Origin of the sequence: Paenibacillus sp. HGF5 (assembly GCF_000204455.1) — a bacterium.
Taxonomy (GTDB): Bacteria; Bacillota; Bacilli; order Paenibacillales; family Paenibacillaceae; genus Paenibacillus_AQ; species Paenibacillus_AQ lautus_A.
Genome location: NZ_AEXS01000108.1, coordinates 1 through 682, shown reverse-complemented (window position 1 = coordinate 682; position 682 = coordinate 1). Strand labels below are relative to the sequence as shown.

Here is a 682-nt window from a genome sequence, read left to right as displayed (position 1 = left end):
CCCAGCAGATCGGAATACCAAGCCTTTGCCGCTTCCATATCATCCGCCCAGTAACTGATGGTCGCAAATCCCCGCAATGTTTGGTTTGTGCTCATCATTTATTTACCTCCTAAGACGTTTAAGATTGGTTTTATGGCTATTATGAGTGGTGATGACTGACGCCTTTATGTCAGTGTTTTGTTTTTTTCTAAGCGCCGGAGTATTTGGTTAACACGATAGGAGCTATCATTTTTATGATATGGGGATGTAAAATGACGATTTTCATGACAGCAGTCACTATTTTGAAAGAAATGGACGATATACAATAGAAGGCGGTTGGAATTTGTCGATAAAAGTAATTCACATCATATGGAATATGGCGTAAACTGCGATAATTCCGACGGTACGTACATAATTGGATAGGTTAAGGAATTTGACACCACTCATTAGGGGAGGCACATATGCATATTGTCAAGAAAATAGGGCTGTTATCTCTAATCGTATCTATTGTAGCTGGGCTGTTGTTTCTTAAGCCGACCGGTGTAGTCTATGCATCGTCTCCGACGGCCACGATCGTGGTTGCCGATACGACGCTATCGATTGGTGAAACTTCATTGGTAATGATCACGTTCTCGGAAGCGGTAACAGGCTTTACGCTAGCAGACCTGACAGTAGCGAATGGCACATTAAGCGGTTTGAGCTC

1 protein-coding gene is annotated in these 682 nt (G+C 42.8%); it reads left to right on the top strand.

All coding sequences use genetic code 11. The features are described 5' to 3' along the window. Positions 1–440: 440 nt before the first annotated feature. The coding region (locus HMPREF9412_RS17190; RefSeq protein WP_009592918.1) for an Ig-like domain-containing protein at positions 441–682 on the top strand (242 nt) is incomplete at its 3' end.